This window comes from Variovorax monticola (assembly GCF_051216855.1).
In the GTDB taxonomy this organism is placed as follows: domain Bacteria; phylum Pseudomonadota; class Gammaproteobacteria; order Burkholderiales; family Burkholderiaceae_C; genus Variovorax.
Genome location: NZ_JBPJZP010000002.1, coordinates 121,152 through 147,936, shown reverse-complemented (window position 1 = coordinate 147,936; position 26,785 = coordinate 121,152). Strand labels below are relative to the sequence as shown.

Below are 26,785 nucleotides of genomic sequence, written 5' to 3'. Positions count from 1 at the left end.
ATGGCGCAGTTCTTCATCGACCGTCCCATCTTCGCGTGGGTGCTTTCCATCGTCGTCATGCTCGCGGGGCTGATGGCGATCCGCACGCTGCCGCTGGAGCAGTACCCCGACATCGCGCCGCCGCGCGTGTCCATCAACGCCACCTACACGGGCGCTTCCGCCAAGACGGTGGAAGACTCGGTCACGCAGGTCATCGAGCAGCAGATGAAGGGGCTGGACAACCTGCTGTACATGCAGTCGACCAGCAACTCGTCGGGCGTGGCGCGGCTGTCGCTCACCTTCAATGCGGGCACCAGCATCGACGTGGCGCAGATGCAGGTGCAGAACAAGCTGCAGCAGGCCATGTCGCGCCTGCCGCAGCAGGTGCAGAGCCGCGGCGTCACCGTGACCAAGGGCGGCAACGACTTCCTGATGATCGTGTCGATGTACTCCGGCGACGGCAGCGCCTCGGCGGTGGACGTGGGCGACTACATCTCCAGCAACCTGGTGGACATCATCAGCCGCATCGACGGCGTGGGCGAGGTGCAGACGCTGGGCACCGGCTACGCCATGCGCCTGTGGCTGGACCCCGACAAGCTGCGCAAGTACGCGCTGATGCCCTCGGACGTCAACAGCGCCATCACCGCGCAGAACGCGCAGGTGTCGGCCGGCCAGCTGGGTGCGCTGCCGGCCAATGCGCAGCAGCAGCTCACCGCCACCATCACCGCGCGCAGCAAGCTGAAGACGGCGGAGCAGTTCGAGAACGTGGTGCTGCGCGTTGCGCCCGACGGCGCCGTGGTGCGCCTGAAGGACGTGGCCCGCGTGGAGCTGGGCGCGGAAAACCTCACGGTGCGCTCGCAGCTCGACGGCCGGCCCGGCGCGGGCCTGGGCGTGGTGCTGGCCGACGGGGCCAACGCGGTGCAGGTGGCCGAGGCGGTGAAGGCCAAGGTCGAGGAGCTCAAGCCCCTGTTCCCCAACCAGCTGCAGACCTTCGTGAGCTACGACACCACGCCTTTCGTGAGCGCGTCCATCGACGAGGTGGTCAAGGCGCTGCTGGAGGCCATGCTGCTGGTGGTGCTGGTGATGTACGTGTTCCTGCAGAACATGCGCGCCACGCTCATTCCGGCGATTGCGGTGCCGGTGGTGCTGCTGGGCACCTTCGGCGTGCTGTCCATCGCGGGCTACTCGATCAACACGCTCACCATGTTCGGCATGGTGCTGGCCATCGGCCTGCTGGTGGACGACGCCATCGTGGTGGTGGAGAACGTCGAGCGCGTGATGCATGAAGAGGGCCTGTCGCCCAAGGAGGCCACGCGCAAGTCGATGGCCGAGATCACGCCCGCGCTGGTCGGCATTGCGCTGGTGCTGTCGGCGGTGTTCATCCCGATGGCCTTCTTCGGCGGCTCCACGGGCGTGATCTACCGCCAGTTCTCGATCACCATCGTCTCGGCCATGGCGCTGTCGGTGTTCGTGGCGCTCACGCTCACGCCGGCGCTGTGCGCCACGCTGCTCAAGCCGGTGAAGAAGGGCGAGCACGCGGTGCCGCGCCGCGGCCTGCCGGGCCGGGTCGACCGCTTCTTCGCGGCCTTCAACCGCGGCTTCGACAAAAGCGCCGACCGCTACGAAGGCATCGTGGGCGGCATCGTGCGGCGCGGCAAGCGCAGCATGGTGGTGTACCTGCTGATCGCGGGCGTGATGGCGCTGCTGTTCCTGCGGCTGCCCACCTCCTTCCTGCCCGACGAAGACCAGGCATTCCTGCAGGTGCAGGTGACCTTGCCGCCGGGCGCCTCGAATGCGCGGCTGCAGCCGGTGGTCGAGCAGGTGCAGCAGTATTTCGGCAAGCAGGCCGAGGTGCTGAGCGTGAACGTCATCACCGGGCAGAACGGCGACCAGAGCTCGGCGCGTGCCTTCGTCAAGCTGAAAGACTGGGCCGAGCGCACGGGCACCGGCCAGTCGGCCGCCGAGCTGACGCGGCGCGCCAACAAAGACTTGTCGACCATCCGCGACGCGCGCGTGTTCGTGCTGCTGCCGCCGGCGGTGCGCGGGCTGGGCGCCAATGCGGGTTTCAACTTTCACCTGAAGGACATCAACGGCCTGGGCCACGACGCGCTGGTGAAGGCGCGCGACCAGGCCATCGAGCTGCTGGGCAAGCGGCCCGAGGTGGTGAACGTGCGCAGCAACAACCTGGACGACACGCCCGAGTTCGCGGTGGACATCGACGACGCGCGCGCCGGGGCACTGAGCCTGGCCACGTCCGACATCGACAGCACGCTGTCCAGCGCCATGGGCGGCACCTACATCAACGACTTTCTGGACAAGGGCCGCGTGAAGCGCGTGTACATGCAGGGCGACACCGACTTCCGCATGCTGCCCGCCGACATCGACCGCTGGAGCGTGCGCAACAGCCTGGGCCAGATGGTGCCGTTCCCCGCGTTCTCCAGCTCGCGCTGGAGCTACGGCTCGCCGCAGCTGCAGCGCTACAACGGCAGCCCGAGCTACGAGTTCGTGGGCGACGCGGCCCCCGGCGTGAGCTCGGGCGACGCCATGGCCGCGGTGGACGAGGTGATGAAGCAGATGCCGCCGGGCATCGGCTACGAGTGGACCGGCGCGTCGTTCCAGGAACGCCTGTCGGGCGCGCAGGCGCCCATGCTCTACGCCATTTCGATCCTGTTCGTTTTCCTGTGCCTGGCCGCGCTGTACGAGAGCTGGTCGGTGCCGTTCTCGGTGATCCTGGTGGTGCCGCTGGGCATCGTGGGCGCGCTGCTGTTCACCAGCTTCCGGGGCCTGAGCAACGACGTGTACTTCCAGGTCGGCCTGCTGACCACGGTGGGGTTGTCGTCGAAGAACGCCATCCTGATCGTGGAGTTCGCCAAGCAGTTGCAGGAGCAGGGCAAGGGCGTGGTCGAGGCCACGCTGCAGGCGGTGCGCCTGCGGCTGCGGCCCATCCTGATGACCTCGCTGGCCTTCGGCTTCGGCGTGTTGCCGCTGGCGCTGGGCACCGGCGCGGGCGCGGGTGGCCGCCAGTCGATCGGCACCGCGGTGCTGGGCGGCATGGTGGTGGGCACGGCGCTGGGCATCTTCTTCGTGCCGCTGTTCTTTGCACTGATTCGCGGCTGGTTGGCGGGGCGGCGCAAGCCGCAGCCCCAACCCGAGGCCATTGCAGGCACCACGGCCGAGCAGGGAGCCCACCGATGAAGCGCGCCCTCCCCCTTCGCTCTGTCACGCTCGCGGCCGTCGCATGCGTCGCGCTGGCCGGCTGCATCAACCTTGCGCCGACGTACACGGCGCCGGCGTCCCCGGTGCCGCAGGCCCTGCCCTCCTCCGGCGCAGACGGCGCGGAGGCCCCGACGCCGCTCGACGTCGGCTGGCGCAGCTTCTTCGTCGAGCCCCGGCTGCGGGGCACGATCGAACTCGCGCTGGCCAACAACCGCGACCTGCGCGTGGCTGCGCTCAACATCGAGCGCGCACGGGCCCAGTACGGCATTGCGCGCGCCGGCCTGTTCCCCACGGTGGACGCCGGCGCGGGCGGCAGCCGCTCGCGCACGCCGGGCAGCCTGTCGAACAGCGGCGAGCCGCGCATCGCCTCGCAGTACAGCGCCGACCTGGGCCTGACGAACTACGAGATCGACCTGTTCGGCCGCGTGCGCAACCTGAGCGAGGCGGCGCTGCAGAGCTACTTCCAGACCGAGGCCACGCAACGCAGCACGCAGATCAGCCTGGTCGCTGCCGTGGCCACCGCGTGGCTGCAACTGGCCGCCGACGAACAGCGCCTGCAGCTGGCGCGCAACACGCTGGGCAGCCAGCGCAAGTCCTTCGACCTGATCGAGCGCAGCCACCGGCTGGGCGCGCAGTCGGGCCTGGCGCTCGCACAGGCGCAGAGCACGGTCGACGCCGCGCGCGCCGACGCGGCGGCGTTCGACAGCCAGGTCGAGCAGGCGCGCAATGCGCTCACGCTGCTGGTCGGCGCCACGCCGCCGGCCGAGTTGCTGCCGGTGGTGCCGTTAGCGGCCGCGTCCGACACGGCGCAGCCCGCCGCAGCCGCGCAGCTGCTGGTGCCGCCGCCCGGCCTGCCGTCGAGCGTGCTGCAGCGGCGCCCCGACGTGCTGGCCGCCGAGCACGCCCTGCGCGCGAGCAACGCCGACATCGGCGCCGCGCGCGCCGCGTTCTTTCCGCGCATCGCGCTCACCGCGTCGGCGGGCACGGCGAGCAGCACGCTGTCGGGCCTGTTCGCGAGCGGCAGCAAGGCGTGGAGCTTCGCGCCTTCGGTCAGCGTGCCGATCTTCGACGGCGGCGCCAACCGCGCGAACCTGCGCGTGGCCGAGGCGCAGCAGAAGATCGAGCTCGCCACCTACGAGAAAGCCGTGCAGACCGCCTTCCGCGAAGTGGCCGACGCCCTGGCCGAGCGGCGCACGCTGGCCGAACGGCTGGCCGCGCAGCGCTCGCTGCTGGGGGCCACGTCGCGCAGCTTCGCGCTGTCGCAGTCGCTGTTTCGCAGCGGCGCGAGCAACTACCTCGACGTGCTCGACGCGCAGCGCGCGTACTACGCCGCGCAGCAGACGCTGATCGGCCTGCAGCTCACCGAGCAGACCAACCGGCTGTCGATCTACAAGGCGCTGGGCGGGGGCTGGAAGGAAAGCTAGGCCGAGGGCGCGTGGGTTGCCGTGGCGGTGGCCGCGGCGTCGGCGGCAGGCGCCGGGCGCAGCAGCCAGCGCACTTCCTGCGTCTGCTCGCTCTCCGGGTAGCGCGCTTCCATCGTGGCCAGGATGGGCTGCGCCATGTCGGCGCGGCCCAGGCCCTGCACCAGCGCGCGGGCGGCCAGCTCGTAGGCCTGGGGAATGGTCTCGTGGCCGCGAAAGCGCTTGTCGAAGCCAGAGATCAGCGCCAGCGTGGCGTGCGCATCGCCGCCGCGCCACTCGGCGCGCGCCATGGCGATCACCAGGGCCGCATCGTCGAGCGCGAAGGCCTTGTCCCGCTCCTTGCACAGCTTGAAGACCTTGAGCGCCTCCGACGACAGGTCGCGCCGCATCAGCAGCGCAATGAAGCGCCGCGCGTGGTCGAGCAGGGTGGCGCTCTTGTCGGGCATGAGCGCCAGCACGCGGTGGTAGCGGCGCTGCGCCGCCAGGTCGTCCGACGCGGCCGTGCGCTGCGCCTCGTAGGCGGTGCCCAGCGCGGCGGGCAGGTCGCCCTCGGTGACGAGCTGCGCCACCTCGGCGTCGATGCGCTGCGCGGCGATCTGCTCGGGCGTGCGGCGCTCCGCCGGGCCGCCGCCGTCGAGTTCGCTGCCCGCCACGGCGTCGAAGCCGAAGGCCTCGTGGTGCTGGAACATCACGTAGCCCAGCAGGCTGGCCATCACCCAGCCGAAGTAGATGAAGGCGAAGTTGACGATCGGCAGCACGATGCGCCCGTCGAACATCGGCAGCACCAGCTGCAGCGCCACCTGTGCGCCGGTGCTCAGCAGGAACAGGAAGAAGCACAGCAGCGCATACGGCCAGCCGATGGTGCGCATCGCGTCCATCACGTGGCCCGGGTTCATGGCCTGGAAGAAGCTGCCCGACTGCACCAGCACGATCACCGCCGCCGGGAAGGTGAACGACATGACGAACAGGCCGACCGTGCCCAGGATGGGCGCGTAGTACGCGAGCCAGCCGATCAGCACGGCCTGCACCAGCGAGATGGCGAACAGCTTCCACGGCAGGTAGGTCCATTCGTCGCTGCCCTGGCGGCCGAAGTCGGCCGAGTCGCGGATGCCGCGCGCGCCCAGCGCAATGACCTTGAAGCCGTAGCGGCTGGCCGCCAGCATGATGCCGATCTCGATCAGCGCCAGCGCCAGCGCGTCGGGCAGGAAGAAGACGCCCTCGAACAACAGGCTGCAGAACGACAGCACCAGCCCGTAGGCCAGCGGCCGCATCTGGAAAGGAAAGGCGAAGAAGCTGTTCAGGCGGTGCCAGAACGGCGGAGGCGGCGGGAGCGAGTCCCGGGTGGCGAGCATGGCGGCGCCTGCTTTCTGTAGGTGTTGGTCGGCGGCAGTGCGGTGCGCCCCGGCGTTTCGCGCAGGAGTATACGTTTGCAACTTAAGTTGACGAATGTTTCAGCCACGGCTTCGCATACCCTGAATCCGACCGGCGGCAGCGCCCGTATATCTGGCATGCGCACCGATGCCCGACAATCCGCGGATGACTGCACCCAGCCCCGACGCCGAACTGATGGCGCTGATCGACAGGATCGGCCATCGCGACGAAGCCGCCCTGCGCCAGCTCTACGACCGCACCTCGCCCAAGCTGATGGGGCTGGCAATGCGCGTCGTGCGGCAACGCGAATGGGCCGAGGACGTACTCCAGGAAGCCTTTTTGACGGTCTGGCGAGTCGCCGGCGACTATCGCTCGTCGCTCAGCCCGCCGCTGGCCTGGCTGGGGCTGATCGTGCGCAGCCGGGCCCTCGACCTGTTGCGCCGGCGCACCGCCGACCGGGCGCAGCTGACGCAGGAATTCGACGAGCTCATGGCCGACCAGATGGAGTCGGATGCGCCCGACCCGGTCGACACGGCCGACGCCAGCGAGCAGGCCTGGGCGCTGCACCAGTGCCTGGCCCAGCTCGAAGGCAAGCAGCGCGAGGTGGTGAGCCTGGCCTATCTGCGCGAAATGAGCCACGGCGAACTGGCCGAGCAGCTCAAGCTGCCGCTGGGCACCGTCAAGACATGGATCCGGCGCGGGCTGGAAAAACTTCGCGTCTGCATGGGACGCTTCGCTTGACGGTGATGAAGAAGACAGGCCTGCCATGAAACTCACTGCCCACCCCGAACTGCTCGAACTCCTTGCCGCCAGCCACGCGCTCGGCACCCTGCGCGGCGGCGCCCGCCGCCGCTTCGAAGCCCTGGCCCGCGAACAGGCGCCGGTGCGCGCCGCCGCGCTGGTCTGGCAAGGCCGGCTCGCCAGCATGACCGAGCTGCAACCCTCGGTCGTGCCCGACCCCGCCGTGTGGACCCGCATCCGCAACATGATCGACGCCGAGCAGGCCAAGGCCGCCATCGAGCGACAGCGCGATGCGGCCAACGCCCGCGACGCCGCCCGGCCGCAACCCGGCGGCTGGCTGCGCAGCCTTGCCCTGTGGCGTGGCGCCACGGCGGCCGGCGCACTGGCCACCGTGCTGGCCGTGGTGGTCGGGCTCAACCTGCGCGACCAGCTGCAGAACGCGCCAGCGGTGCAGTACGTCGCCGTGCTGTCCGACGACCAGTCCGCCGCGTCGATGCTCGTGACCTTCGACCCCAAGAAGAAGCAGCTGTCGCTGCAGCGCGTGGGCAGCTACAGCGAGGGCGCCGACAAGTCGCTGCAGCTGTGGGCCCTGGCGCCCGGTGTGGCGCCGCGCTCGCTCGGCGTGATGGACAAGGCTCCGGGGTTGCGCCTGGCCGCCTCGGAATCCGACGTGCATGCCGTGCCGACCCTGGCCGTCACCCTCGAGGCCCGGGGCGGCGTGCCGCCGGGCAGCGGCCCCAAAGGCCCGGTGGTGTTCAAGGGCGCCTTCATCGAGAAGACAATCTAGGCTTCCCAATTTGCCTGCCTTTGCGATGCCTTCGATGAAAACCGCGTTGGCCGCGGCCGCGCTGATGGTGGCGGCGCTGGCCGCGCACGCGCAGTCCGCTTCTTTCTTTCCCCAGGAATCCGAGACGGCCGCCGCCGAGGCTGCGTCCGCCCGCGACTATCTGGCCGCCAAGGAGCGCTGGCACAACGAGCTGGCCGCCTTCGCGCGCGCCGACCAGGACCGCTTTCCTTCGCCCGGCGGCGTGGTGTTCGTCGGCAGTTCCACGGTGCGCATGTGGACGCGCCTTCAGCAGGACTTTGCGCGCGTGCCCGGCGGCGTGGTCAACCGCGGCTTCGGCGGCTCCACGCTGAACGACTGCAGCCTGTTCGCACGCGACCTGGTGGTGCGCTACAAGCCGCGCCAGGTGGTGGTGTATGCGGGCGACAACGACCTGGCCGAAGGCCGCACGCCGCTGCAGGTGCTCGACAGCTTCGCCCGCTTCGCCAACGCGGTGCGCGCCGAGTTGCCCGACACCCGCATCAGCTTCGTGTCGGTCAAGCCCAGCCCGTCGCGCGAGCAGCTCCTGCCGCAGATCCGCGAGACCAACCACGTGGTGTCGGCCTACCTGAACCTGCTGCCCAACAGCGAGTACATCGACATCTACACACCGATGCTGGGCGCCGACGGCCGCCCGCGGCCGGAGCTGTTTCGCGGCGACAAGCTGCACATGACCGACGAAGGCTACCGGCTGTGGCACGCGGTGATCGCACCGCACCTGCCGAGCATCGCGCCGGCGCCGACCGCCTCGCTGCCTTGACCTGACCGGGCCGACCGGACTCAGGCCTGCGTCGGCTGTGCAGGCCGCGTCGGCACGTCGTCCGCCGGCGGCTGCACATCCGCCCCGCGCGTGAAGCGCGCCACCACGTACATCCCGGCAAACACAGCCACCAGCAGCAGGCCGTCGCCCCACCAGGGCCGCGCGGTCTGGCTGTCGCCGTAGAAGGCCAGCACCAGCAGCACCGCCACCAGGTGCGCGCAGAACACCGGCAGCGAGGCCGAGCCCATCGCCTCCAGCCAGTGCATGCGCGGCAGGCGGCGCATCAGCCAGGGCCCGAAGCGCACCGCCAGGATGCCCAGCGCCAAAAGGTTCACCAGCCGCAGCGGGCCCAGCTGCCACTTGTCGAACAGCAGGTTCAGCTCCACGTCGCCGCCGAACGGCGCCTGCCCGTTGATGCCGTGATGCCGCCAGTACAGCCCGTACAGCGCGACGCCCGCGGCCAGCACCAGCAGCCACCACGGAAAGCGCAGCGGCTTGGCCTCGGGCCCGTTGCGGGTGGCGCCGATGCACAGCCCCGCGAACCACAGGAACTGCCAGGCGTAGGTGTTGAACGCGCCCATCTCGTGGAACGGCACCGGCACGCCCAGGTGGTGCACGGCCAGCCCGTAGACCCATTCGCTCAGGCCGAACTGCGCCGCGGCCCACACGGTCGCACTCACCGCCATCACCCAGCTCCAGCCGTGGCGCATGGCGAAGGCCAGCACCCACGGGCTCAGGAGCATGAAAAAGATGTACATCGGCAGGATGTCGAGCAAGGCCGGCTCGTAGACCAGCAGCAGCCCGTAGAGGAAGCCGTCGCGCGGCTCGGCCAGGTAATAGGACACCAGGTTCTTCACCGCCGGCTGGTCGATGTGCAAGCCCAGCGCCGCGATCACCGTGAACAGGAACAGCAGGATCGCCGCCTGGCACAGATAGACCTTCACCACGCGCCGCCAGAAGGCCTTGCGCATCGAGTCCACCCCGCGCGCAAAGCCGATGCGGCTGTACACCAGCCCGGCCACGAAGGCCGACAGCAGCACGAAGCCCTCGGCGGCCGACACGAAACCGAAGGGCTGGCCCAGCGGGTCGGTCAGTCGGGTGGGCAGGTGGGTGACGGTCATCAGCACGAGCATCAGCCCGCGCAAGGCGTCTATTTCCCAGTAGCGTTTCATCGGTCGGCGGCGAGGTCTTGGTGGCGGTCCGCGCGGCGCACGCAAGACAGCGCCCGATTGTAAGAAGAGTGGCGTAAGCCGCGACCGCAACCGGTCGACATATGACCCTTGGCACTGCCGAAGCGTCGTGCAAATCGGCTACGCTGCGCGCTGCCCCAAGGAGGAGTTCCCCGTGACCCGTTTCGTTCCCACATGGCTCTTTGCCGCCGGCGTGCTGCTGGCCGGCCCGAGCTTCGCACTTCAGATCACCAGCCTGAGCCCCCAGGGCGAGGTGGCGCGCGTGCGGCAGATCGTCGCCAAGTTCGACCAGGCCGCCGTCAATTTCGGCGACCCCAAGGCCCCCGCCCCACTCTCGGTGAGCTGCACCGACGCGCAAGCCGGCAAGGGCACCGGCCGCTGGACCGACGCCAAGGCCTGGGTCTACGACTTCGAGAACGACCTGCCCCCGGGCGTGCGCTGCACGGTCACCCGCATCCCCGGCTTCAAGCCGAGCGCGGGCGGCGAGCTGACCGGCCCCGAGCGCTACCAGTTCAACACCGGCGGCCCGTTCGTGCGCAACTACATGCCGGGCAGCTACAGCCGCATCGACGAACAGCAGATGTTCATGCTGGAGCTCAACGGCGCAGCCACGCTGGACAGCGTGCGCCAGAACATCTGGTGCGCCGCCGACGGCGTGGGCGAGCGCATTCCGGTCAAGCTGCTCGAGGGCGACCAGCGCGCCGGCCTGCTGAAAGCCTTCGGCCGCGACAAGGCCGCCGAGAAAGATCCGCTGCGCTTCGTCACCCTGCAATGCAACCGCACGCTCACGCCGGGCGCCAAGGTGCAGGTGGTGTACGGCAAGGGCGTCGCCACGGCCTCGGGCGTGGCCAACAACGTGGAACGCCGCCTCGAGTTCCAGGTGCGCGAACCCTTTGCGGTGTCGTTCACCTGCGAGCGCGAGAACGCGCAGGCCGCCTGCCTGCCGCTGCGCCCGATGCAGCTGGAGTTCAACGCCCCCGTCACGCGCAAGCTGGCCGCGCAGATCCAGCTCAAGGGCAAGGACGAGACCGTCAAGGCCCAGCTCACCAACGAAGGCGGCACGCAGAGCGACGACGACGTGGTCAACGGCGTGTACTTCGGCCCGCCGCTGGCCGAGAGCTCGCAGTTCAGCATCGAGCTGCCCTCCAAGTTCGAGGACGCCTCGGGCCGCCCGCTGGCCTCGCCTGGCACCTTTCCGCTGAAGGTGGCGACCGGCATGATGCCGCCGCTGGCCAAGTTCGCCGCCTCGCCCTTCGGCGTGGTCGAGCGCCTGGCCGAGCCCGGCGTTCCGGCCATGATGCCGGTGACCGTGCGCCGCGTGGAACCGCAGCTGATGGTGCAGGCGCTCACGCCCGGCAAGGTGAGCGACATGAATCCGAAGACCGACGCGGACATCATCGCGTGGTTCCGCAAGGTGCGCCGCTACGACAGCTACAGCATCTCGCGCGAACAGGCGCGCAAGGACGTGAAGGGCGCGCTGCCCCCGGTCATCGACAAGGACGACCGCACCTCGCTGCAGACCCGCATGCTGTCGCTGCTGGCCGGCCAGCCGGGCGTGAAGGCGCTGGACATGCCCAAGGCCGAGGGCGGCGACCCCCGCCCGTTCGAAGTCATCGGCATTCCGCTGACGCCCGGCTTCCACGTGCTCGAAATCGCCTCGCAGAAGCTGGGCGAAGCCCTGCTCGACGAGCGCTACGCCGCCGGCCGCACGATGTACGTGCGCACCACCGCGCTGGCCACCAACCTGGCCGTGCACTTCAAGCTGGGCCGCGAGAACTCGATGGCCTGGGTCACCACGCTGGACAAGGGCAAGGTCGTGGCCGGCGCCGAAGTGCGCGTGTCCAGCTGCGACGGCAAGGCCGTGGCCACCGGCACCACCGACGCGAACGGCATCGTCATGCTGAACGGCGTTTCGCCGCAGGCGCCGTCGTGCAACGGCCCGAACGAGTACGAGCAAGGCGCCTGGTTCGTCAGTGCCCGCGCCAAGGACGACAAGGGCGTGGAAGACCTCGCCTTCACCTGGAGCGACTGGCAGCGCGGCATCGAGCCCTGGCGCTTCAACGTGCCGACCAACCTGCAGCCCGAGCCCGACCGCATCGCCCACACCATCTTCGACCGCACGCTGCTGCGCGCCGGCGAAACGGTGTCGATGAAAAGCCTGATCCGCACGCAGACCAGCAAGGGCTTCGGCCTGCCGGAGAACCGGCCCGACACGCTGGTCGTCACGCACACGGGCAGCGGGCAGCGCTTCACGCAGCCGCTCAAATGGCGCAAGACCGCCACCGGCGGCCTGAGCGCGGAGAACACCTTCCCCATTCCACCCGCCGCCAAGCTCGGCGTGTACGAGGTGGTGCTGCGATCCGGCCCCGGCAAGGACGCCAATGGCGACAGCGAGGGTGAAGGCGACGGCGACGAAGGCGGCGGCAATCGCAGCTTCAGCACCGGCACGTTCCGCGTCGAGGAATTCCGCCTGCCCGTGCTCGAAGGCCGCATCTCGCCCACCGAGAAGAAGCCGCTGGTGGCAGCGACCAGCGTGCCGACCGACGTGCAGATCAACTACGTGGCCGGCGGCGGCGCGGCCAACCTGGCGGTGCGCGTGTCGGCCATGGTGCGCGGCAAGGCGCTGAGCTTTTCCGACTACGACGCCTTCAGCTTCAACCCGCCGCGCGCCACACAGGGCGACGGCAGCGAGGCCGCAGCGCCTGCGTCGGACTCGAACACGGGCGAAGAAGACCTCAACAGCGTGAACGACACCCGCGTGATCGCCGACAAGCTGCCCGTGACCCTGAACAAGGACGGCGCCGGCAAGGTCATCGTCGACAAGGTGCCCAAGGTCAAGTCCGCGCGCGAGCTGCTGCTCGAAGCCACCTACGCCGACCCCAACGGCGAGGTGCAGACCATCCGCAGCACGCAGACGCTGTGGCCCGCATCGGTCATTGCCGGCATCAAGACCGAAGGCTGGGTCTCCACCAGCCAGAAGCTCAAGTTCCAGGCGCTCGCGCTCGACCTCACGGGCAAGCCCCAGGCCGGCGTGACGCTCAACGTGCGCGCCGTGGCGCGCATCACCACCACCAGCCGCAAGCGCATGGTGGGCGGCTTCTACACCTACGACAACAAGACCGAGACCAAGGACATCGGCACCGTGTGCAGCGGCAAGAGCGATTCGCGCGGCCTGCTGCTGTGCGAGTCGGAGCTGAAGGAGGCCGGCGAAGTCGAACTCATCGCCAGCGCCACCGACGGCGAAGGCCGCGAAGCCAAGGCCGTGAGCTCGGTCTACGTGACCAAGCAGGGCGAGCTCTGGTTCGGCGGCGAGGACAACGACCGCATCGACGTGCTGCCCGAGAAGAAGAGCTACCAGCCCGGCGAGGTCGCCAAGTTCCAGGTGCGCAGCCCCTTCCGCTTCGCCACCGCGCTGGTGGCGGTGGAACGCGAAGGCATCATCGAGACGCACGTGGTGCAGCTCGACGGCAAGGACCCGACGGTCACCCTGCAGGTCAAGCCCGAGTGGGGCCCGAACGCCTACATCAGCGTGCTCGCGCTGCGCGGGCGCCTGCGCGAAGTGCCGTGGTACAGCTTCTTCACCTGGGGCTTCAAGTCGCCGCGCGACTGGTGGACGGCCTTCTGGTACGAAGGCAAGGAATACGTGGCGCCCACCGCCATGGTCGACCTGAGCAAGCCGGCCTACCGGCTCGGCATGGCCGAGATTCGCGTCGGCACGCGCGCCCACCAGCTCGACGTGACCGTCACCAGCGACAAGCCCAGCTACCCCATCCGCAGCAAGGCGCAGGTCACCATCACCGCCAAGCTGCCCGACGGCAAGCCCGCAGCCGGTGCCGAAGTGGCGCTGGCCGCGGTCGACCAGGCCCTGCTGGAGCTGATGCCCAACGACAGCTGGAACCTGCTCAACGCCATGCTGCAACGCCGCAGCTGGGGCGTGAGCACCTCCACCGCGCAGATGGAAATCGTCGGCCGGCGCCACTACGGGCGCAAGGCCGTGCCCGCGGGCGGTGGCGGCGGCAAGGGCCAGACACGCGAACTGCTCGACACCCTGCTGGTGTGGAACCCGAAGGTGGTGCTCGACGCCAACGGCCAGGCCGTGGTGACGGTGCCGCTGAACGACGCGCTCACCACCTTCAAGATCGTGGCCGTGGCCGATTCGGGCACCAGCCTGTTCGGCACCGGGCAGGCCAGCATCCAGGCCACGCAAGACCTGCAGATCATCAGCGGCCTGCCGCCGCTGGTGCGCGAAGACGACCAGTTCCGCGCCCAGATCACGCTGCGCAACACCACGCAAAAGCCGATGAAGGTGGAAGCCACGCCGCGCGCCACCCTGCTCACCCTGGAGCCGCAGACCGTGGACATTCCGGCCGGCGAAGCGCGTGAAGTGACCTGGACCGTGACCGCGCCCGCGCAGCTCGCGCAGACCCGCGCCGAAGCCATCCTGTGGGAAATCGAGGCCAAGGACACCCTGGGCGGCGCACGCGATGCGCTCAAGGTGCGCCAGCGCATCGTGCCCTCGGTGCCGCTCACGGTGCAGCAGGCCACGCTGGTGCAGCTCGACGGTCCGTTCACGCTCGACGTGGCGCCGCCGGCCGACGCCCTGCCCGGCCGCGGCGGTCTCAAGCTGGCCCTGCAACCCCGCCTGGCCGAAGGCCTGCCGGGCGTGCGCGACTGGTTCGCCAACTACCCCTTCATCTGCCTCGAACAGAAGACCAGCAAGTCGGTCGGCCTGCGCGACGCCAAGATGTGGCAGGGCGTGCTCGCAACGTTGCCCACCTACCTGGACAGCGACGGCCTGGCCAACTACTTCCCGCCGCGCGACGGCGAAGCCAACCGCGGCAGCGACATCCTCACGTCGTACCTGCTCGCGGCGACGCACGAAGCCGCGCAACTCGACCCCGCCTTCGCGCTGGCCGACGACCTGCGCGCGCCGATGGAGTCGGGCCTGATCGCCTTCGTCGAAGGCCGCATCACGCGCGAGTTCTGGAGCCCGCGCAAGGACCTGGACGTGCGCAAGCTCGCCGCGCTCGAGGCGCTCTCGCGCTACGACAAGGCCAGGGGCAGCATGCTCGGCAGCATCACCATCGCGCCGAACCAGTGGCCCACCAGCGCGGTGATCGACTGGCTCAACATCCTGAAGCGCGTGAACGACGTGCCGCAGCGCCAGCAGCGCCTGGACGAGGCCAACAACGTGCTGAAGGCGCGCCTGTCCTACCAGGGCACCAAGCTGATCTTCAGCACCGAGCAGGACGACTACTGGTGGTGGCTGATGACCAACGGCGACGTGAACACCGCCCGCCTGCTGCTCAGCGTGATGGACGATCCGGCCTGGAAGGACGACATCGGCAAGCTGGCCAACGGCTTCATCGGCCGCCAGCAGAACGGCGCCTGGCACACCACCACTGCCAACCTGTGGGGAGGGCTGGCGCTGGAGAAGTTCAGCAAGGTGTTCGAGAGCACGCCGGTGGCCGGCATCACGGCCGCCACGCTGGGTGCCGTGAAGGCGCAGGTCGACTGGAGCCGCGTCGAGCGCGTGAAGACCAGCGACGCGGCCGGCGCACCGAACCAGACCACCATGTTCGGCGCGCCCGCATCGCCGGGCAACCTGAAGAACAACACGATGTTCCTGCCCTGGGCTGCATCGGCATCGGGCGCACCGGCGCGCGACACCCTGCTGGTCACGCAGCAAGGCACCGGCAAGCCGTGGCTCACGCTGCAGTCGATCGCCGCCGTGCAGCTGAAGGCGCCGTTCGCGGCCGGCTATGCGCTCAAGAAGACCATCACGCCGGTCGAGCAGGCCACGCCGGGCAAGTACACCCGCGGCGACGTGCTGCGCGTGAGCATCGAGGTGAACGCCAGCGCCGACATGACCTGGGTCGTCATCAGCGACCCGATTCCGGGCGGCGCCACCATCCTGGGCGGCGGCCTGGGCCGCGATTCGCAGATCGCCACGCAGGGCGAGAAGAAGAGCGGCGCGGGCATGCCGGCTTTCGAGGAACGCAGCTTCGAGGCCTTCCGCAGCTACTACGAGTACCTGCCCAAGGGCGTGGTGAAGATGGAATACACGGTGCGCCTGAACAACGTGGGCGACTTCGCGCTGCCGCCGAGCCGCGTCGAGGCGATGTATGCGCCCGAGATGTTCGGCGAGACGCCGAATGCGCGGGTGAAGGTGGAGGCGGCGAAGTAAGCCGCGGTCCACGAATGACAAACTGAACAAAAGGGAGAACACACATGGGACTGGCCATCAGCGTCGGCACGCTTGCCGACTTTCTGCAAAACGACCCCGAAGGCGCTGAGTGGTTCGAGGGCGACTTCGAGATCGTGAACACCGTGCTGGCGGCGGCAGGCCTGCCGCCGCACGTCGAGCCGCGCGAGCTGCCGCCGCTGGATTCGCGGGCCTCGCTCGACGGGTTTCCGTATTCGTTCATCCACCACCTGCGCCGCGCCTATGCGCATTGCGTGGTGTCGCCGGGCTGGACGGCCACGTCCGTCGAAGAAGGCGTCGACCCGTCGGAAGACCCGGCCGTGCAGGAAGCGCTCGACATCGCGGAAAGCCACCTCATCTGCCATTCGGACGCCGAAGGCTTCTACGTGCCGATCGAGTTCGACGAAGTGCTGTTCTCCGAATCCGAGTCGGAAGAAGAGGCGCTGACCGGCGGCATGCTCGGCTCGTCGTACCGGCTGCGCGACGAGCTGGTGCAGGTCGCGCCCGCGCTCGGCATCGCACTGGCCGACGGGCAGCTGTCGGACGCGGAAGCGGCGCGCATCGGCGCGCTGGGCCAGAGCGACGAAGGGCTGTACCGCGAGTACGAGGCGTGGCTGCTGCTGTATGAAATGGCGCGGCTGAGCATCGCGCACAAGACGGCCATCGTCTTCTCTTGATCGTCGCGAACCGACCGCACCTGAGCGCACCCGCCCCATGACGACCCGCCGGCTGGCCACCGTCACCCTGCTGGTGCGCGACTACGACGAAGCCATCCGCTTCTTCACCGAGGCACTGCGCTTCGCGCTGGTCGAAGACACGCCGCGCGGACCGGGCAAGCGCTGGGTGGTGGTCGCGCCCGCGCACGGCGCGGGCGCCGCGCTGCTGCTGGCCAAGGCCGTGACCGACGAGCAGGAGGCCGGCATCGGCAAGCAGGCCGGCGGCCGGGTTTTCCTGTTCCTCCACACCTCGGACTTCGCTGGCGACCATGACCACATGGTGTCGCACGGCGTGCGCTTTCTCGAAGAGCCGCGCCACGAGCCGCATGGCACGGTGGCAGTCTTCCTGGACCTCTGCGGCAACCGGTGGGACCTGATCCAGCCGAGCGACGCATGACTTGCAACCGCATCTTCTTCGCCGGCAACCTCTCCACATGGAGCCCCGCAATGGCCTACCTGCTGCCCCTGCTTTTTTTGCTTCCCCTGGCTGCCGTGGTGGTCTTCGGCGGCTATCTGCTGCGTGCGATCCTGCCCCGGGAACATGCGCTGCAATCGCGGCTCACTCACGACGCCATCGCGAACTACGCCAGCCTCGCCATGAAGAACGTGAAAGGCATCCTCGGCGTCCTCCTGGTCATCTACTTTCTGGTTGTCGGCTTTCTCTACGGCTGACCGCGCCGCAGGCAGTGCCGAACGCCCTGCGGCGCACGCATCGGCCTAAACTGCCCTCCCCTCTTCTTCAGGAGAAAGCCATGACCACGATGGAAATTGCGAACCAGCTCGTCGCGCTGTGCCGGCAAGGAAAGTTCCAGGACGCGAGAGCGCTCTACGCCGACGATGCCGTGAGCGTCGAGGCGGGCGCGCCGCCCGGCGGCCAGCGCGAGGCGGTCGGCCTGGCGGCCATCGAGGCCAAGGGCAAGTGGTGGAGCGACAACCACGAGGTGCACTCGGCCAAGATCACCGGCCCGTGGCCGCACGACGACCGCTTCATCGTCGCCTTCGAATTCGACGTGACCATGAAGCCCACGGGCCAGCGCTTCACGATGGAAGAAGCCGGGCTCTACACGGTGAAGGACGGGGCCATCGTGCGCGAAGAGTTCTTCTATTCGATGGGCGGCTGAAGTCCGGCGCGTGCGGCGGCGGTTGCGGCAACCGCGGGTGCCGGCACACCTCGCACGGCACACTCCCCGGCACGACCCCCCGCAAAATGCCCCGCAGGTGCCCTCATGAACACACGATTTGTCGAAGCCTTCCTCTGGGCCGCCAGGCTGGGCAGCTTCCGCGCGGCCAGCGACCGGCTCCACATCACGCAGGCGGCGGTGTCCAACCGCGTCGCCTCGCTCGAAGAAGACATCGGCGCGCGCCTGTTCGAGCGCGACGCGCGCGAGCTGCGGCTCACGCCGGTGGGCGTGCGGCTCATGGACTACGGCGAGCGCCTGCTCGAACTGCGCCGCGAAATCGTTTCGCTCGGCCGTCCGCGCGACGACCTGCTCGGGCTGGTGCGCATCGGTGCCATCGAGACGGTGGTGCACACCTGGCTGCTGGGTTTTCTGACCAACCTGCGCTCCACCTACCCCGGCATCGAGGTGCAACTGACCTCCGAGACCACGCTGGCCCTGCACCGCGGCCTGCGCGAAGGGGCGCTGGACATCGCGCTGCAGACCGACCACATCGCCGGCGCGGGCATCGTGAGCACGCCGTGCCTGCCGATGCCCATGGGCTGGGTCGGCCCGCCAGGCGCCGAGGCGACGCAGATGGTCGACCAGCTGCTGCGCCAGCCCGTGCTGACCATGAGCCCCGGCTCGCAGCCGCACGAGGCGTTGAAGAACCTGTACCGCGCGGTGGGCATTCCGCTGGGCAAGGTGCACTGCGTGAGCTCCATCTCCGCGCTGGCGCGGCTGGTGAAGTCGGGCTTCGGCAATGCGCTGGTGCCGCTGCCGCCGGTGTATGAATACGTGGCCAGCGGCGATGTGCGCATCATCGAATGCGATGCGCTCATCTCGCCGCAGCGGCTGGTGGTGAGCCATCTGGAGGCGGCCGACTCCGACGCCATCCGCCTCGTGGCCGAGCTGGCCTGCCGGGCGTCGGACCAGTTCACGGCCTCGGCAATCGCACCAACCTGGAACGGCACTTCAGAGGGTTAACCCTCGAAATCGTGCATTTCCGCCCCACGAAGGGGCCAGTAATTCTTGTGCCAGTGGCCCACAAAAACTCGTTTGTGACAGCGGCACCCTGCGACGGAAGATCGCGCCTTCAATTTTCGAAGGCCCGCCCGCTCTTCCGTCGCCATGACCACCCTCGCTTCTTCTGCTCTTCCTGACACCGACGCCGCAGCCGTCAACGGCCTGCTGTTCGTCGCCTCCGACGTCGACGCCGCCGACGACGCCGACTTCAACCGCTGGTACGACCGGGAACACGTGGAAGAGCGCGTGCGCATTCCGGGCTTCTTGTCGGGCGCGCGCTACTCGTCGCTCGAAGGTGGGCGCAAGTACCTGGGCCTGTACCGCACCGAATCGCTGGCGGTGTTCCGCTCGGCGGGCTACCGCGCCGCGTTCGAGAAGCAAACGCCGTGGTCCATCGCCAACCTCGACCGCATGCGCCAGCCGATGCGCCGCGTGTGCGCCGTGCGCGCCGTCACCGGCTTCGGCAGCGGCAGCCATGCGGTCGTGCTGCCGCTGCCCGTGGCCGCCGATGCCGAAGCGCTCACGGCCCACGCCGCGCGCGTGGGCCGGGCGCTGGCCGAGCAGGCAGGCTTCGTGCAGTCGTACCTGCTGGTGCCCGACACCGCGCTGAGCACGCCGCTGCCGCGCGAAGCCACCGAAGGCCGCGTGCTGCAGCCGATGCTGGTGGTCGAAGCCAGCAGCACCGGCGCCGCGCGCACCGCGCGCGCCACGGCCGCCGCCGCCTTCGACACCGACCCCGCCACCGGCTGGCTGCTCGCGCTCGGCTGGAAGCTGGGCGCGGCCGAGCTGCGCTGATCTTTTTTTGCCTTTCCGCCTTGTCCTTCCGACTTCACCGAACAAAGGTATTCCGATGACCGAACATGTTCTTCCCGCTGCGGCCCCCGCAGCCAAACCCGGTGCAACCGGCGCACCAGGCACGACCGGCTCCCCGAAGATGGGCCGCCTGGCCATGGCCAGCTCCATCGGAACCACGCTCGAGTGGTACGACTTCACGGTCTACAACATCATGGCCGCGCTGGTCTTCAACGCGGTGTTCTTCCCGTCGTTCGACCCGCTGACCGGCACCATCCTGGCCTTCTCGACCTATGCGGTCGGCTACATCTCGCGACCGCTGGGCGGCGTGGTGTTCGGCCACCTGGGCGACCGGCTGGGGCGGCGCTTCGTGCTGGTGGCCACGCTGGTCATCATGGGCATCTCCACCGGCCTGATGGGCCTGCTGCCCACCTACGCCACATGGGGCATCTGGGCGCCCGTGGCGCTGGTGGCGCTGCGCTTCGTGCAGGGCGTGGCACTCGGCGGCGAATGGGCCGGTGCGGTGCTGCTGTCGATGGAACACGGCAAGCCCGACGAGCGCGGACGCAACGCCTCGTTCACGCAGGTCGGCCCTTCGTGCGGCACGCTGATCGGCACCGGCTTCATCGCCATCGTGTCGGCCTGGCTGAGCCCGGAAGAATTCCAGGCCTGGGGCTGGCGCCTGCCGCTGATCTCCAGCGTCGCGCTGGTGCTGTTCGGCCTGTGGCTGCGCCGCGGCGTGGACGAGACGCCGGTTTTCCTCGAAATGGAACAGAAGAAGGCCACCGCCAAGACGCCCATCAAGGAAGTGTTCACGCAGCACTGGCGCAGCCTGCTGGTGGCCGGCGGCTCGCGCATCGGCTCCGACGTGCTGTACGCGCTGGTCGTGGTGTTCACACTGACCTACGTGACGACGGTGCTGCACCTGTCGCGTCCGCTGGCGCTCACCGCCACGATGATCGGCGCGGCCTGCAACGCCATTGCGGTGCCGTGGTTCGGCAGCCTGTCCGACCGCGTCGGGCGCCGCCCGGTCTACATTGCCGGCGCGCTGCTGGGCATGGTGTGGGCCTTCGTGTTCTTCGTGCTGATGGACAGCGCGCACCCGGTCGCCATCTGCGCGGCGGTGGTGGTCGGCCTGCTGATCCACGCCATGATGTACGGCCCGCAGGCCGCCTTCGTCACCGAGCAGTTCCCCGGCCGCGTGCGCTACGCCGGGGCTTCGCTGGCCTACACGCTGGCCGGCATCGTGGGCGGCGGCTTCGCGCCGCTGATCATCGCGAGCCTGTTCAAGTCGTGGGGCAGCACGCTGGCCGTGTCGCTGTACGTGGTGGCCGCACTGAGCCTGACGCTGATCGCCCTGGTGGTGGCCCGCGAAACCGCCAAGCGTCCGCTGGAGACCTGAGATGAGCATGCAACGACTGAACTTTGCGTGCGAGCGCCTCGCCGCCGACGGCACGCGCTCCACCGCCCTGCACACCGTGGCACCCCGCGCGCTGGTGGTGGCGGGCTGGACCGGCCGCGACGTGGCGGCCATCGAGCACCACATCGAGGAACTCGCGGCCATCGGCGTGCCGCGCCCGTCGAGCGTGCCGCTGTACTACCGCGTGGCGGCCCAGTTGCTGACGCAGTCGCCCGACATCGAGGCGCTGGGCGACCAGAGCTCCGGCGAGGCCGAGCCTGTGTTCTTCTTCTCGCAGGGCGAGTGGTGGCTGAGCGTGGCCTCCGACCACACCGACCGCAAGGTCGAGAGCTACTCGGTGGCCGTGTCCAAGCAGATGTGCGCCAAGCCCGTGGCCGACACGGCGTGGCGCTGGGCCGACGTGCAGGCACACCAGGACGGCATCGAACTGCACTCGCGCATCCTGGAAGACGGCCGCTGGATCGACTACCAGCGCGGCACGCTCGCATCGATCCGCCCGCTGGCCGCCCTGCGCGACGGCATGCCCGGCGTGGGTGCCGCACCCGAGGGCCTGTTCATGACCTGCGGCACGCTGGGCGCCTTGCCCAACGCCAAGGGCGAAGGCATCCGCCCCGCCACGCAGATGGAAATCGAACTGCACGACCCGAAGCTGCAGCGGCGCATCGTGCATCGCTACGCCGTGCAGGCACTGCCGGTGGTGGCGTGATGAACGGCGACGAATTCACCATCGCCGCCCTGCGCGCACGCATCGCGCGCGGCGAGCTCTCGCATGAAGCGCTGATCGACCGGGTGCTGGACGCGGCAGCGCTGCCCGCCGCCGAGCACGTGTTCACGCGGCTCTACGCCGACGGCGCCCGCGCCGCGGCGCGCCATGCCGACGCGGCCCGCAAGGCCGGCATCGAACTCGGCGCGCTGGCCGGCCTGCCCGTGACGGTGAAAGACCTCTACGACGTGGCCGGCGAGACCACGCTGGCGGGCTCCGCCGTGTGCGTGGGCGAACCGGCGGCCCTGCACGATGCCGTGGCCGTGGCCCGGCTGCGCACCCGGGGCGCGGCCATCGTCGGCAAGACCAACATGACCGAGTTCGCGTTCTCGGGCGTGGGCATCAACCCGCACTACGGCACGCCGCGCAACCCGGCGGATGCGGCCACGCCGCGCATTCCGGGCGGGTCGTCGTCCGGCGCAGCCGTGTCGGTGGCGCTGGGCCTGGCGGTCGCTGGACTGGGCTCGGACACGGGCGGTTCCATCCGCATTCCGGCCGCGCTGTGCGGCCTGGTCGGCTTCAAGAGCACGCAGTCGCGGGTGCCGCGCACCGGCGCCTTCGAGCTGGCGCGTTCGCTCGACACCGTCTGCGCCATGGCGCGCTCGGTGGAAGATTGCCTGACAGCGGACGCGGCGATTGCCGATGCACCGCTCGCCGTGCGCCGCCGACCGCTGCAAGGCATGCGCCTGGCCGTGCCGCGCACGCTGATGTTCGACGACATCGAGCCCGCCGTGGCGCATGCCTTCGACCGCGCGCTGCAGGCGCTGTCGGCCGCGGGCGCGCAGATCGTGGACATCACGCTGGCCGAACTCGCGGAGATCGCGACCGTCAACGCACCCGGCGGCTTCTCGCCCGTGGAGGCCTCGGCCGTGCACCGCGAGCGTTTCGCTGCAAGGCGCGACGGCTTCGACGCCCGCGTGGCCGCGCGCGTCGCGCTGGGCACCGAGGTGCGCGCCGCCGACTACATCGCCATGCAGGACCGTCGCCGCGACTGGACCGGCCGCATCGAACGCGCCATCGAAGGCTTCGACGCGCTCGTGTGCCCGACCGTGCCGATCGTGGCGCCGCCCATCGCGGCGCTGGCCGAGGACGCGGCCTTCTTCAAGGCCAACGGCCTGCTGCTGCGCAACACCTTCGCGATCAACCTGTTCGACGGCTGCGCGTTCAGCCTGCCGTGCCATGCGCCGGGCGAACTGCCGGTGGGGCTGATGCTGTCTTCGGTGCGCGGCGACGATGCGCGCCTGGCCGCCGTGGCGCTGGCCGCCGAGCGGGTGGTGCGGCCCGCCTGAAGCACGGGCGGGCCGGCGGTATCCGGTGGCGGCGCCATGCCGCCATCGGCTATCTTCCGCTTCATGCCCTTCACGCAACCGCATCCCCCGACGCAACCTTCACTGTCCGGCCCTCGGCTGGTGCTGCGCCCGCTGCTCGCGTCCGACGCGGCGGCGCTCGTCGAAGCCGCCGCGGACGGCGAGCTCTGGAACCTTCCGTTCACCGTCGTGCCCTCGGCCGACACCGTCGATGCCTGGATCGGCAACGCCCTCGCGGGCCAGGCCGCGGGCACCGTGATGCCCTTTGCCACGGTGGTGCGCGAGACGGGCCAGGTCATCGGCTCCACGCGCTTCTGGAAGATCGACCGCACCAACCGCAAGCTGGAAATCGGCAGCACATGGATCGGCGCGTCCTGGCAAAAGACTTTCGTGAACACCGAGGCCAAGTTCCTGATGCTGCGCCATGCGTTCGAAGAACTGCAGTGCGTGCGCGTGCAGTTCACTACCGACGAGATCAACGCGAAGTCTCGCGCGGCGATCCTGCGGCTGGGCGCCAAGCAGGAGGGCATCGTGCGGCACGAGCGGATCATGCCGGACGGGCGCAAGCGCAACTCGGTGCGCTTCAGCATCATCGACGACGAGTGGCCGCAGGTGAAGCAACAGCTGCAGGAGCGGCTTCGCTAGACTGGGCGGTGCAGCGCACGCATTGCGCTTCATGTCGAAACGGAGAGCGCCCATGTGCCGCAGCATCAAGACCCTCTACAACTTCGAGCCCCCTGCCACCGAGCAGGAAGTTCGTGCGGCCGCGCTGCAGTTCGTGCGCAAGCTCAGCGGTTTCAGCGTGCCTTCGCGCGCCAACGAAGAAGCCTTCGAGCGCGCGGTCGACGAGGTGACGGCCACTGCCGCGCGGTTGCTCGCATCGCTGGTGACCACCGCGCAGCCTCGGGATCGCGAGACCGAGGCCGAGCGCGCCAAGGCCCGCAATGCGGTGCGCTTCGGCAATGCTGTGGGTTGATGTTGCCCCGTGCTGTTCGGGGCTGAAATCAAGGAGGAGCGAAGCGGGGGACATTCGCGCAGGGGAGTACCCTGCGGCCTGTGCACCCGCCCCGAACAGCAGCCGCGCGAACAGACGAAAAAAAGCAAAAAAGCCACGAAGCACTGGGCTTCGTGGCCTTGCATCCGAACGCAGTGATCAGTTGCGGTTCGGATTGTTCGGGGCGCGGTCGTAGCGATTGGGCACGCCGTCTCCGTCACGGTCGCGGTCGGCACGGTTGGGCACGCCATCGCGGTCCCGGTCGCCGTAGCCTCCGCGCGGCGGCGGTGGGCGGTCGTAGGGCACGGCCACGCAGCCCGCGAGGAAGGCCGATGCGGCCAGCAAGATCGCCAATGTCTTCGTCATGTGAGTTCTCCTTGGAGTGTTCGTGGAACCGGGCATCGCCTCCTGCGAGTCGGTATCTGCATTGAAGGCCACGCCCGTACGCTTCGGGTTTCGGGATGAAAGCCCTTGCGTGAAGTTCGTTACCGTGTGTGCAGCCTGATGCGAACTTTGGCGTGAAGTTTTCTCCCGACGAGGCAGCCTTCGGCCCGTCCCCAGGTAGGCGCGGTTCCCGTGGTGCATCGCAGAGAATGTCGGCGGCCCCCACTTCCGGACACGAACCTTTTCCCGATGCAGCTCGCGCCCTTCCTTCCCACCCGCAAGACCCTCGCCTCGGCACTGCTGGCCGCGGCCTGCATGCACCCGGCCGGGGCCATGGCGGGGTTCGTGAGCTTCGAGGACGTGAAGCGCGACTTCCGCTCGTCCGACACCGCCGTGCTCGACCGCAACGGCGAACTGCTGCAACGCGTGCGCACCGACGCCACCGTGCGGCGCGGCCAGTGGACCGCATTGGCCGACGTGTCGCCCGCGCTGCGCACGGCCATGGTGCTGAGCGAGGACCGGCGCTTCTACGAGCACAGCGGCATCGACTGGCGCGCCGTGTCCGCGGCCGCGTGGGGCAACCTGTGGAACACGCGCACACGCGGCGCGTCGACCATCACCATGCAGCTGTCGGGCCTGCTCGACGACGACCTGCGCCGCAACTCGGGCGGGCGCAGCTTCACGCAGAAGATCGGCCAGACGGTGGCCGCCGCGCAGCTGGAGCGCAACTGGCGCAAGGACCAGATCCTCGAGGCCTACCTCAACACCGTGCCGTTCCGCGGCGAGATCGTCGGCATCGACGCGCTTTCGCGCACGCTGTTCGGCAAGGCGCCGAGCGGGCTCGATGCACGCGAGGCGGCCGTCGCGTCGGCGCTGGTGCGCGCGCCCAATGCCAAGCCCGCCGTGGTGGCGCAGCGCGCCTGCGAGGTGCTGCGCGTGATGGAGCCGCAGCAAAAGGTCGACTGCGAGGCGCTGGACATGTTCGCCAGCGCGGCGGTGCAACGGCGCGCCTTCGATGCGAATGAAGGCATTGCGCCGCATGCCGCGCGCCGGGTGCTGCGGGAGATCCGCGACGCGGATGCGGGGGCGGTCCCCACCCCGGCCCCCCCTTCCCAGAGGGGAAGGGAGAAGGACAAGGACGCCGGGGTCAGGACGACCTTGCGCGCGCCGCTGCAACGCTTTGCGCTCGACACGCTGCAGCGCCACCTGCGCGAGCTGCGCGCACGGCATGTGGAAGACGGCGCGCTCGTGGTGCTCGACAACGCCACCGGCGAGGTGCTCGCATGGGTCGGCTCGTCGGGCCCGTTGAGCCAGGCCGCCGAGGTCGACGGCGTGACCGCGCTGCGCCAGCCGGGCTCCACGCTCAAGCCGCTGCTCTACGGGCAGGCCATTGCCGAGCGGCGCATCACGGCGGCCTCGCTGATCGAGGACTCGTCGGCGCAGATCAGCACGGCCAGCGGCCTCTACATTCCGCAGAACTACGACCGTCGCTTCAAGGGCCCGGTGTCGGCGCGCACAGCGCTGGCCGCCTCGCTCAACGTGCCGGCGGTGCGCACGCTGGTGATGGTGTCGCCCGAATCGTTCGCGCGTGAACTGCGCGCCGCCGGCCTGCCATTGCGCGAAAGCGGCGACTACTACGGCTACAGCCTCGCACTGGGCAGCGCCGAGGTCTCGTTGCTGTCGCTCACCAACGCCTACCGCATGCTGGCCAACGGCGGGCGCTACGGCACGACCACGATGACGGTGCGCACGGGCGCAGCGGCCGAGAAGGCAAAAGCGGCCGCGCCGCCGCTGCTCGATGCACGCGCCGCCTTCATCGTCGGCGACATCCTCTCCGACCCGAACGCGCGCACGCGCACCTTCGGGCTGGACAGCATTCTGTCCACCCGCTTCTGGACCGCCGTGAAGACCGGCACCAGCAAGGACATGCGCGACAACTGGGCCGTGGGCTGGTCGCAGCGCTACACGGTGGGCGTGTGGGTGGGCAACGCCAGCGGCGAATCGATGTGGGACGTGAGCGGCACCAGCGGCGCCGCGCCGGTGTGGGCCGAGGTGATGCGCTTTTTGCACGCGCGTGAACCTAGCCGCGCGCCCGTGCCGCCGCCCGGCCTGGTCGAGGCGCGCGTAGAGTTCGGCCCCGGCGCCGACGGCGCCCCGCTCGAAGCGGCGCGCGCCGAATGGTTCCTGCAAGGCACCGAGCAGCCGCTGTTCGCGCTGGACACCGGCATGGCCGCAGACGCCGGCTTCGCGCGCATCACCGCGCCGTCGGACGGCACCATCATCGCGGTCGACCCCGACATTCCGCCGCTGCGCCAGCGTGTGCGCTTCGAGTCCGAAGGGCGCGGCGTGCAGTGGCGCATCGACGGCAAGCACTTTGCGCGCGGCAACAGCGCGCAGTGGCTGCCCTGGCCGGGCCGGCACGTGATCGAGCTCGTGGACGCCGCCGGCAAGGTGGTCGACCAGCGCCGCATCGAGGTGCGCGGCGCGGGCGTGGTGACGAAGAGCGCACAGCGCTGAAAA

21 protein-coding genes are annotated in these 26,785 nt (G+C 69.5%); 18 read left to right on the top strand and 3 right to left on the bottom strand.

The annotated features are described in order from the left end of the window. Positions 1 to 3,174 (top strand): efflux RND transporter permease subunit, encoded by a 3,174-nt coding sequence (locus ACSFA5_RS06015; RefSeq protein WP_435443125.1) that lies wholly within the window; start codon positions 1 to 3, stop codon positions 3,172 to 3,174. Further along, positions 3,171 to 4,619 (top strand): efflux transporter outer membrane subunit, encoded by a 1,449-nt coding sequence (locus ACSFA5_RS06010; RefSeq protein ID WP_435443124.1) that lies wholly within the window; start codon positions 3,171 to 3,173, stop codon positions 4,617 to 4,619. Before ACSFA5_RS06015 ends, ACSFA5_RS06010 begins: the two co-directional genes overlap by 4 nt. Here ACSFA5_RS06010 and ACSFA5_RS06005 read toward each other — a convergent pair. Beyond that, positions 4,616 to 5,968, bottom strand: a complete 1,353-nt coding sequence (locus ACSFA5_RS06005) for a hypothetical protein (protein WP_435443123.1) — start codon at positions 5,966 to 5,968, stop codon at positions 4,616 to 4,618. The genes ACSFA5_RS06010 and ACSFA5_RS06005 overlap by 4 nt on opposite strands. Positions 5,969 to 6,152: 184 nt before the next feature. Between ACSFA5_RS06005 and ACSFA5_RS06000 the strand changes: the two genes are divergently transcribed. Genes ACSFA5_RS06000 through ACSFA5_RS05990 form a run of 3 tightly spaced genes read left to right on the top strand, consistent with a single transcriptional unit; the run spans position 6,153 to position 8,311 of the window. Beyond that, complete coding sequence (locus ACSFA5_RS06000) at positions 6,153 to 6,728, top strand: RNA polymerase sigma factor (RefSeq protein WP_435443122.1); 576 nt, start codon at positions 6,153 to 6,155, stop codon at positions 6,726 to 6,728. A 25-nt stretch (positions 6,729 to 6,753) separates the two neighbouring features. Beyond that, the gene (locus ACSFA5_RS05995) at positions 6,754 to 7,515 is read left to right on the top strand and encodes an anti-sigma factor (protein ID WP_435443121.1); all 762 of its coding nucleotides are present in this window, start codon (positions 6,754 to 6,756) and stop codon (positions 7,513 to 7,515) included. Positions 7,516 to 7,549: 34 nt separating this feature from the next. After that, positions 7,550 to 8,311, top strand: coding sequence for an SGNH/GDSL hydrolase family protein (locus ACSFA5_RS05990; protein WP_435443120.1), 762 nt, complete (start codon positions 7,550 to 7,552; stop codon positions 8,309 to 8,311). Between the two features lie 20 nt (positions 8,312 to 8,331). On the opposite strand, the gene opgC is transcribed toward ACSFA5_RS05990, so the two are convergent. Continuing rightward, positions 8,332 to 9,483 carry an OpgC domain-containing protein gene (opgC, locus tag ACSFA5_RS05985; protein WP_435443119.1) on the bottom strand — a complete coding sequence of 384 codons (1,152 nt, stop codon included), beginning with the start codon at positions 9,481 to 9,483 and terminating at the stop codon, positions 8,332 to 8,334. A gap of 172 nt (positions 9,484 to 9,655) precedes the next feature. On the opposite strand from opgC, the gene ACSFA5_RS05980 reads away from it, so the two are divergent. From ACSFA5_RS05980 to ACSFA5_RS05925, 12 genes are all read left to right on the top strand, one after another. Beyond that, positions 9,656 to 15,688 carry an alpha-2-macroglobulin family protein gene (locus tag ACSFA5_RS05980; RefSeq protein ID WP_435443118.1) on the top strand — a complete coding sequence of 2,011 codons (6,033 nt, stop codon included), beginning with the start codon at positions 9,656 to 9,658 and terminating at the stop codon, positions 15,686 to 15,688. A 44-nt stretch (positions 15,689 to 15,732) separates the two neighbouring features. Then, a complete protein-coding gene (locus ACSFA5_RS05975; protein WP_435443117.1) occupies positions 15,733 to 16,383 on the top strand; it encodes a hypothetical protein in 651 nt (216 codons plus the stop codon). Between the two features lie 37 nt (positions 16,384 to 16,420). Then, on the top strand, positions 16,421 to 16,819 hold the full coding sequence (locus ACSFA5_RS05970; protein WP_435443116.1) for a VOC family protein: 399 nt from the start codon (positions 16,421 to 16,423) through the stop codon (positions 16,817 to 16,819). A gap of 50 nt (positions 16,820 to 16,869) precedes the next feature. Then, entirely contained in the window at positions 16,870 to 17,094 is a 225-nt protein-coding gene (locus ACSFA5_RS05965) for a hypothetical protein (protein ID WP_435443115.1), read from the top strand. 80 nt (positions 17,095 to 17,174) lie between these two features. After that, entirely contained in the window at positions 17,175 to 17,543 is a 369-nt protein-coding gene (locus ACSFA5_RS05960; RefSeq protein ID WP_435443114.1) for a SnoaL-like domain-containing protein, read from the top strand. 105 nt (positions 17,544 to 17,648) lie between these two features. Then, complete coding sequence (locus ACSFA5_RS05955) at positions 17,649 to 18,566, top strand: LysR family transcriptional regulator (RefSeq protein WP_435443113.1); 918 nt, start codon at positions 17,649 to 17,651, stop codon at positions 18,564 to 18,566. A 144-nt stretch (positions 18,567 to 18,710) separates the two neighbouring features. Continuing rightward, positions 18,711 to 19,400, top strand: a complete 690-nt coding sequence (locus tag ACSFA5_RS05950) for a hypothetical protein (RefSeq protein ID WP_435443112.1) — start codon at positions 18,711 to 18,713, stop codon at positions 19,398 to 19,400. Positions 19,401 to 19,455: 55 nt separating this feature from the next. After that, on the top strand, positions 19,456 to 20,799 hold the full coding sequence (locus tag ACSFA5_RS05945) for an MFS transporter (RefSeq protein ID WP_435443111.1): 1,344 nt from the start codon (positions 19,456 to 19,458) through the stop codon (positions 20,797 to 20,799). A 7-nt stretch (positions 20,800 to 20,806) separates the two neighbouring features. Next, positions 20,807 to 21,523: a DUF2848 domain-containing protein gene (locus tag ACSFA5_RS05940; RefSeq protein ID WP_435444065.1), complete on the top strand. Its 717-nt coding sequence runs from the start codon at positions 20,807 to 20,809 to the stop codon at positions 21,521 to 21,523. Then, complete coding sequence (locus ACSFA5_RS05935) at positions 21,523 to 22,869, top strand: amidase (RefSeq protein ID WP_435443110.1); 1,347 nt, start codon at positions 21,523 to 21,525, stop codon at positions 22,867 to 22,869. Before ACSFA5_RS05940 ends, ACSFA5_RS05935 begins: the two co-directional genes overlap by 1 nt. Before the next feature lie 63 nt (positions 22,870 to 22,932). Then, on the top strand, positions 22,933 to 23,532 hold the full coding sequence (locus ACSFA5_RS05930) for a GNAT family N-acetyltransferase (RefSeq protein WP_435443109.1): 600 nt from the start codon (positions 22,933 to 22,935) through the stop codon (positions 23,530 to 23,532). A 52-nt stretch (positions 23,533 to 23,584) separates the two neighbouring features. Further along, positions 23,585 to 23,863 carry a DUF2277 domain-containing protein gene (locus ACSFA5_RS05925; RefSeq protein ID WP_435443108.1) on the top strand — a complete coding sequence of 93 codons (279 nt, stop codon included), beginning with the start codon at positions 23,585 to 23,587 and terminating at the stop codon, positions 23,861 to 23,863. A gap of 177 nt (positions 23,864 to 24,040) precedes the next feature. Here the strand turns inward: ACSFA5_RS05925 and ACSFA5_RS05920 are convergent, their stop codons facing one another. Then, the gene (locus ACSFA5_RS05920) at positions 24,041 to 24,247 is read right to left on the bottom strand and encodes a thrombospondin type 3 repeat-containing protein (RefSeq protein ID WP_435443107.1); all 207 of its coding nucleotides are present in this window, start codon (positions 24,245 to 24,247) and stop codon (positions 24,041 to 24,043) included. A 267-nt stretch (positions 24,248 to 24,514) separates the two neighbouring features. Between ACSFA5_RS05920 and pbpC the strand changes: the two genes are divergently transcribed. Then, the gene (gene pbpC, locus ACSFA5_RS05915; RefSeq protein ID WP_435443106.1) at positions 24,515 to 26,782 is read left to right on the top strand and encodes a penicillin-binding protein 1C; all 2,268 of its coding nucleotides are present in this window, start codon (positions 24,515 to 24,517) and stop codon (positions 26,780 to 26,782) included. Positions 26,783 to 26,785 lie beyond the last annotated feature (3 nt).